The organism is Bradyrhizobium neotropicale, from assembly GCF_001641695.1.
GTDB lineage: Bacteria > Pseudomonadota > Alphaproteobacteria > Rhizobiales > Xanthobacteraceae > Bradyrhizobium > Bradyrhizobium neotropicale.
In genome coordinates, this window is record NZ_LSEF01000074.1 from 65,966 (window position 1) to 72,654 (window position 6,689).

Sequence of the window (6,689 nt, forward strand, 5' to 3'; positions counted from 1 at the left end):
CACGAGGTGTCCGACGGCGATGAAACGCTGCTGGATCGCCCAATCTGGAGTGCGCTGACAACCCGCCAGAAACATCTGGCCGAGGGTGGTCCGCAGGCGCTGCGCTTTCCCGTGGCGATGACGCCCTTTGCCGACATGGTGGACATGTCGGCAGCAAGCTTCGCCGCGCTCGGCGAGCTCTTGTCGGGCTCGGAAGTTGCTGCGCTGGCTACGCCGGACGCGGTGATCGTTCCCCCCGGCTTCAAGGTCGTGCTCGCGGCGGCGGGCGAGCAGATGATCGGCTCTCCCGCCGACAGTCGGCTTCGTGACGCCGAGATCGTGATGCTGGGCGTCGCCGACGTCCCCGCGATGATGGCGCTGACCGGGCTGACGAAGCCCGGTCCGTTCTCTGTGCGAACACATGAGCTCGGCACGTTTCTCGGCATCCGCTCAGGCGGCGAACTGGTCGCGATGGCCGGTGAGCGGATGAAGCCGGGCAATTTTACCGAGATGACGGCAGTCTGCGTGCATCCTGATCATCGCGGGCGCGGCTACGCGCAGGCGCTGCTCGCGGCCATCGCACGCCAGATCGAGGCGCGCGGCGAAATTCCGTTCCTGCACGTGCTTTCCAACAACGCGTCGGCCATCGCGCTGTACCAGCGACAGGGGATGCGGGTCCGCCGTCGCCTGCACTTCACCGCGTTCATGAAGCAGGCATAAGGCGCGGGTGAGGGTGGGCTTCATATCCGGAAAATTCGCGCTATATCGATCCCAACCACATTGGGAGAGAGAAGCAGATGGACGCCAGGGTTAGCGATTTTTCCGCCGTACGGACGGCGATGCAGCGTTACGTCGATCAGGAGATCATCCCCGGCGTATCCTGGGCCGTGCTGCGCGGGGCCGATGTCGTCGATCAGCAGTGCGTCGGCTTCGCGGACCGCGAGGCGAATATCACGCTTGGTCCGGACCATATCTTCCGCGCTTTTTCCAACACCAAGATCTTCGTCACCTGCGCGGTGATGCTGCTGGTTGAGGAAGGGCGCATCGGGCTCGATGATATCGTCGAGAAATTCCTGCCGCAGCTCGGCAATCGCAAGGTGCTGAAGCAGGGCGCGGCGAGCCTCGCCGATGTCGAGCCGGCGCGGAGCCCGATCACGATCCGCCAGCTCCTGACCCACACCTCTGGTCTGAGCTATGGCATCTTCGATCCCGGCACAGTGCTGTTCAAAGGCTATAACGAGGCGCGCATCCTCAATCCGCTGACGCCGCTGACCGACATGATCGACAAGCTCGCCGATCTGCCGCTGTCCTATCATCCCGGCACGGCCTGGGAGTATTCGATCGCCACCGACGTGCTTGGCCGCGTCGTGGAGGTCGTCTCGGGCAAATCCCTCGATGCCTTCCTGAAAGCACGGATCTTCGACCCGCTCGGCATGACCGATACCGGCTTCCATGTGCCCGAGGCCGAGCAGGGCAGGCTGGTTGCTCTCTATAATGGCGCCGACGTGCTCGACCCGATGAAGCCAGGCCTCACGCGGGCCGACAATCTGCCCTATCCGCAGGCCTATCGGCGGCCGTTCCCGCGGCTCTCGGGCGGCGGCGGCCTGGTGTCGACCCTGCCGGACATGCTCGCGCTGGTCCGCGCGCTGTTGCCCGGTTCGAACGCGCTGCTGAAGCCGGAGACGTTGCGGCAGATGATGACGAACCAGCTGCCCGCAGGCCAGACCATCAGCTTCGCCACGCTCGGGCCGATCCCCGGCAAGGGCTTCGGCCTCGGCGGCGCCGTCACCTTCGCGCCGACACCGTTTGATCCCGCGAATTCGATTGGCGAATTCCAGTGGGGCGGCCTTGCCGGCACCCATTGGTGGATCTGTCCAGAGGCCAATACGGCAGGTGTCCTGATGACCCAGCGCTACATGGGCTTCTGGAATCCGTTCTTCTTCGAGTTCAAGCGCCTCGCCTATCAGGCGGTCGGCGCGGGATGACGAGGCGCTGCCCGCTTCGTCGGTGTTCGTTGTGACAGCGCAGTGCGAGCGGGGGGCATTGCCTCCCGCCCGTCGATATTGTCATCAGTCCTTCCACGGATCGAATTCGCCTTCGCCGGCCATGGCGACGGCAAACGGCCGCAGCGTGTGCAGGACGCGCACGGTGCCGGCGTGCTGCGCCAGCACGTCGGGCAGACGGCGATAGGCCATCGGGCTCTCGTCGAGGTCGGCGCCGATCAAGGTGACGCCGCGCTCGTTGAGCCAGCAGTCCATCTCCGCGCGCGAGAAGCGCCGCTTCGCCTCCTTGCGTCCGAACAGGCGGCCGGCGCCGTGCACGGTCGAGTAGAGCGAAGCCTTGGCTTTGGGACTGTCGACACCCTCGAGGATGACGGCGTCGTCGCCCATCGAGCCGCCGACGAATCCCTTCTGGCCGGGAAACGCCGGCGTCGCGCCCTTGCGCACCACCCACAGATCGCGGCCCGCGTGGGTCTCACGCCAGGCGTAGTTGTGGTGGTTGTGCACGCTCTCGGTCACGTTGCCGCCGATGAGCTGGCGGACGCGCTCGACGACCCACTCGCGGCCCGCATAGGCATAACGCCCGGCGAGCTGCATCGCCGCGATGTAGCGGCGGCCGAGCTCGGAATCCTCGTCGACCACGGCGGGCGGGACGTTCATGCCGTCCTTGCCGCCGGCGGCCTTGAGATAGCGCGTCGCGGAGGTATGCCCGAGACCGCGGCTTCCGAAGTGGACGCCGATCCAGACAAAGCCTTCTTCGTCGCGCATGAGATCGACGTAGTGGTTGCCGGACCCGACCGTGCCGAGCTGGCTCACCGCCTTCTGACGGTAGGCCTCCATGTCGCTCTCGCGCCAGGCATCGCTGTCGTCGAACAGCTCGTGCTCGGCCCGCTCGGCATTGGCGCGGCCGATGCCGAAGGAGATCGTCTTGGCGACGTCGCGGATGATCGTGGGCACGATGCCCGCGATGTCGTCGAAGCGCGTGTCGAGCCGCGCGCCCATGTTGCCGCAGCCGATGTCGAAGCCGACGCCGGAGATGCTGATCTGCTTCTCATAGGCGATGACCCCGCCGACCGGCTGGGCGTAGCCGAGATGGCCGTCGGCGCAGATCACGCCGGACACGACATTGCCGACCGCCATGCAGTTGCGCATCTGCGCAACCGTCGCCTCGTCATGCGCGCCGAAGATCTTCAGCGGCGCATTCTGGAACCGCGCCTCCTGCGGACGGAGGTTTGCGATTTCGCTCGCGGCCGCATTGGCCTCGCGAGCGAGATGCTCCTTGCGCGCAGCGTCCCGGTACGAACACCAGGCAGGCTGACCGCGTCCTTCGCCGACGCGCGAGTCGGGATCAACGCCGGCGGCGAGGCAGAGCTCGCGGGCGCGGTCCATGTAGGGATCTGATCGTCGCATGGTCTTGCTTCCTGCTTCACAGCCCAGCCGCATCATAGCCGGCGCGCGTGGATGATTTCAGAGATTTCGAAGGCCCCGGGCGCAATGTCTCGCGTCCGGGGCCGTTGTCGTTGCGCATCAGTTCAGCGCCGTTTCCGACGCCGCGATCCACGCGACCACGGCTTCGGAGAAGCCGTTGACGCGGGTCCAGGCACCATGGCCGACACCGTGCTGATACGAGGCCACGTTCACCATCGTGCCGCGGGCCTTGGGCTCGGGCACCTGGTCGTGGCTCTGCTCGTCGGTGAAGACGATCAGGCGGTCGCCTTTGCGGTCGATCTCGGCGACGGCCTTGCCGAGATAGGTTCCGCCATGCGGCTGCGAGTTGATGATCGCGTCCCGCAGCGCGAAGCCGCGGCGGGGCGGGACCTTCACAACTTCATTGCTGAAGGTGAAGATCTCGACCTCGTCGCAGATCTCGCGGGCGAGGATGGCCAGACCACATGCCGCCTCCGCACGCGTCATTTCCGACTGCGCGGAGAGAGCCGCAAACATCGAGCCCGACACGTCGATCAGGAGCCGGGTGCGGCCGGGAAGCCGCACATGGTCCTTGACCGACTTCAGCATCGCACCTTCGAGCTCGGGCTCGAAATCCGGCGCATAGCGCGCCGCCGTGATGAAGCGGTAGGGAAGGATACGATCCGTCCGCATCGCCTCGATCGCGCCTGCGATGGTCTCGCGCGGCACCTGCGCGTTCTGCATCAGCCGCAGATTGCGGAGCAGCGCCAAGCCGCCGAGCTTGCGCTCGGCGATCAGCCGCTCGAAGGTCTCGCGCTTGCTCTTTCCGGCCGAGAGCGACACCTCCCAGGTGTCTGGGGAGGCGAGCTCGCCGTCGACGAGCTGCTTCCACAGCTTTTCCTGTTCGGCGTCCTTCGGCTTGGCGTGCACCAGGAACAGCACGTCCCTGATCCGCACCGCGCCGTCGCGGTCGTACTTGGCGAGCTGATAGGCGTCGAACTTGGTCAGCGCGCGGGCGAGACCCTTCTTGACCTGCGCCGAGACGGGCTGACGCTTGCGCTGCTGCTGAGGGCCGAGCGCATCCGCCCAGTAGATCGCGAGCAGCTCCGTCATCTCGTCGGGACGCTGGATCACCTTGTGAAGCGTGTCGGCGACGAGAGCGCGATGCTTCTCGTGGCGCGCCATCTCGCGGATGACGAGCAGCGGCGCGTGCCGCAGCTTCATCACCTCGCGCGCCTCGATCGCGAGCTGCGCGACACGCGCAGGAGCGACCTTGGGCACCAGCGCCTTGATGCGGTCGGCGATCGAAACGCCGTCCTCGTAGAACTGGTTCTCCCACAGGAGACAGTTCATCAGCGCGCGCTTCAGCTCCATCTCGGGTGTGAAGCGCGTTGCGCGCGTGCCCTCACGCGTGAAGGCGCGAACGATCTTGTTGAGCCTGACCATGACGGCCTCCTCTGGGTTGATGATTTGTTGGAAACAGGTGCCGGGGAACAAGCGAGGCTGTACTGCCCTTGCGGACACGTCACATGCTCTATCCGCTGAGCTACGGACTTTCATCCGGAAGGATTCGAACCTTCGACCTTGTGATTCGAAGTAACAGCGCTCTTCACCACCGGCGATGGGGGCAAGAATGACACGGTCCGGGAACAGGCGATGCTGAGACCCGACGCGCCGAAGCTCGCCGGAAAGCGCTCTATCCTCTGAGCTACCTGAGCGGCCCGAGACATAGGTGACAGAACGTACCGGACACATGGGTTACACTTTCCGCTTTTGTTCTGCGGGAGGTGTGGATGCCGTGGAAAGCGAGTTCGGTAATGGAAGAGCGCCTTCGCTTTGTCGCCCGGCTTCTGGATGGAGAAGCCATGGCCGAGGTCTGCCGGGAGTTCGGCATCTCCCGCAAAACTGGCTACAAGATTTTCGATCGTTACAAGGAGCACGGGCTTGAAGCGTTAAGCGACCGCTCCAGGCGGCCGATCCGTTACGCCAACCAGCTCCCGCAGCAGGTCGAGACCCTGATCGTTCGGCTGAAGGGCGAGAAGCCACACTGGGGCGCCCGCAAGATCCGCGAGCTCCTGGTGCGACGGCTCGACGGCGACGTCCGGGTGCCGGCCAAAAGCACCATCCATGCGATCCTCGACCGCCATGGCCTGGTCAAGCGCGGCTGCGTGCCGCGCCACCGCGCGCACGGCACGCCGCTGTCGCAGGGCACGCTTGCCAACGATCTGTGGTGTGCCGACTTCAAGGGCGAGTTCAAGCTCGGCAATGGCCGATACTGCTATCCGCTGACCGTCACCGACCATGCCTCGCGCTTCCTGCTGCTCTGTGAAGCGCTGGATTCCACGCGGGAAGATCCTGCCATTACTGCCTTTGAACGGCTGTTCCGCGAGCGCGGTCTGCCCTTTGCCATCCGCTCCGACAATGGCGTGCCCTTTGCCAGTCCAAACGCGCTGTTCAACCTCTCGAAGCTGTCGGTGTGGTGGCTCAGACTCGGCATTGCGATCGAACGCATCAAGCCGGGCCATCCGCAGCAGAACGGCCGTCACGAGCGCATGCATCTCACGCTGAAGAAGGAGGCCACCCGGCCGCCGGGGTTCAACAGCTTGCAGCAGCAGGCACGCTTCGATGCCTTCCTCCGCGAGTTCAATTCTGAACGTCCCCACGAGGCGCTCGACATGAAGTGCCCCGGAGAGCTCTACACAGCCTCAACCCGCCGCTACGATGGTCTGCCGGAACTCACATATCCGTTCCACGACCGCGACGGTGTCATCACCGCCTGCGGCCGCCTCTGCCTCCATCGCAAGAAGATCAACATCTCCACCGTGCTGGCCGGCCAGAAGCTCGGCATCAAGGAAGTCGACGACGGCATTTGGCTCGTCAGCTTCATGCATTACGATCTCGGTTACTTCGACCTCGAGCAAAAGACCTTGCAACCCCTCGACAACCCGTTCGGCCCGAAGCCCGCCACCCATGTCTCAAGTACGGCCTCGGCGCTCTGACCGAGACGCGCTTTCCTGCATTCTTGGCATGGTGGCCAGTTGCTTGGCCGCGCTGAGCCGTCACCCCCCCGAAGCCCGCAGGGGCGCGGCCTTTGCCGCGCGGGGTTGACGGCGAAAGCGCGGACCGAGCAATAATGGTCATGCCATGAACGCGTCTCGCCGTAACACACCAAATCGGATGCGTTGCGCGTCGGCGGGATCGACCTGGAGTAAATGACCTTGCAACCAATCGGCAACCCGCTCGGCACGAGGTTGTCACCTATGTCTTAGGTACGATCTGTTACCGATGTCTTCGGTCTGGACA

The 6,689-nt window shown here is 64.9% G+C and carries 5 protein-coding genes; 3 read left to right on the top strand and 2 right to left on the bottom strand.

What is annotated here, in order from left to right:
• The first annotated feature begins 6 nt into the window (after positions 1–6).
• Both AXW67_RS24805 and AXW67_RS24810 read left to right on the top strand, forming a co-directional pair.
• On the top strand, positions 7–699 hold the full coding sequence (locus tag AXW67_RS24805) for a GNAT family N-acetyltransferase (protein WP_063679977.1): 693 nt from the start codon (positions 7–9) through the stop codon (positions 697–699).
• A gap of 77 nt (positions 700–776) precedes the next feature.
• A complete protein-coding gene (locus AXW67_RS24810) occupies positions 777–1,964 on the top strand; it encodes a serine hydrolase domain-containing protein (protein WP_145927847.1) in 1,188 nt (395 codons plus the stop codon).
• An 84-nt stretch (positions 1,965–2,048) separates the two neighbouring features.
• Here the strand turns inward: AXW67_RS24810 and AXW67_RS24815 are convergent, their stop codons facing one another.
• Both AXW67_RS24815 and AXW67_RS24820 read right to left on the bottom strand, forming a co-directional pair.
• Positions 2,049–3,389 (bottom strand): RtcB family protein, encoded by a 1,341-nt coding sequence (locus tag AXW67_RS24815; protein ID WP_063679986.1) that lies wholly within the window; start codon positions 3,387–3,389, stop codon positions 2,049–2,051.
• Positions 3,390–3,506: 117 nt separating this feature from the next.
• Positions 3,507–4,832, bottom strand: a complete 1,326-nt coding sequence (locus AXW67_RS24820; protein ID WP_063679979.1) for a TROVE domain-containing protein — start codon at positions 4,830–4,832, stop codon at positions 3,507–3,509.
• 347 nt (positions 4,833–5,179) lie between these two features.
• Between AXW67_RS24820 and AXW67_RS24825 the strand changes: the two genes are divergently transcribed.
• Positions 5,180–6,385 (top strand): integrase core domain-containing protein, encoded by a 1,206-nt coding sequence (locus AXW67_RS24825; protein WP_063677366.1) that lies wholly within the window; start codon positions 5,180–5,182, stop codon positions 6,383–6,385.
• Positions 6,386–6,689 lie beyond the last annotated feature (304 nt).

What these genes read in the sequence shown, in the direction of transcription:
- AXW67_RS24820 (WP_063679979.1), bottom strand. Translation starts at nt 4,832, where the DNA reads ATGGTCAGGCTCAACAAGATCGTTCGCGCCTTCACGCGTGAGGGCACG.
- AXW67_RS24810 (WP_145927847.1), top strand. Translation starts at nt 777, where the DNA reads ATGGACGCCAGGGTTAGCGATTTTTCCGCCGTACGGACGGCGATGCAG.
- AXW67_RS24825 (WP_063677366.1), top strand. Translation starts at nt 5,180, where the DNA reads ATGCCGTGGAAAGCGAGTTCGGTAATGGAAGAGCGCCTTCGCTTTGTC.
- AXW67_RS24815 (WP_063679986.1), bottom strand. Translation starts at nt 3,389, where the DNA reads ATGCGACGATCAGATCCCTACATGGACCGCGCCCGCGAGCTCTGCCTC.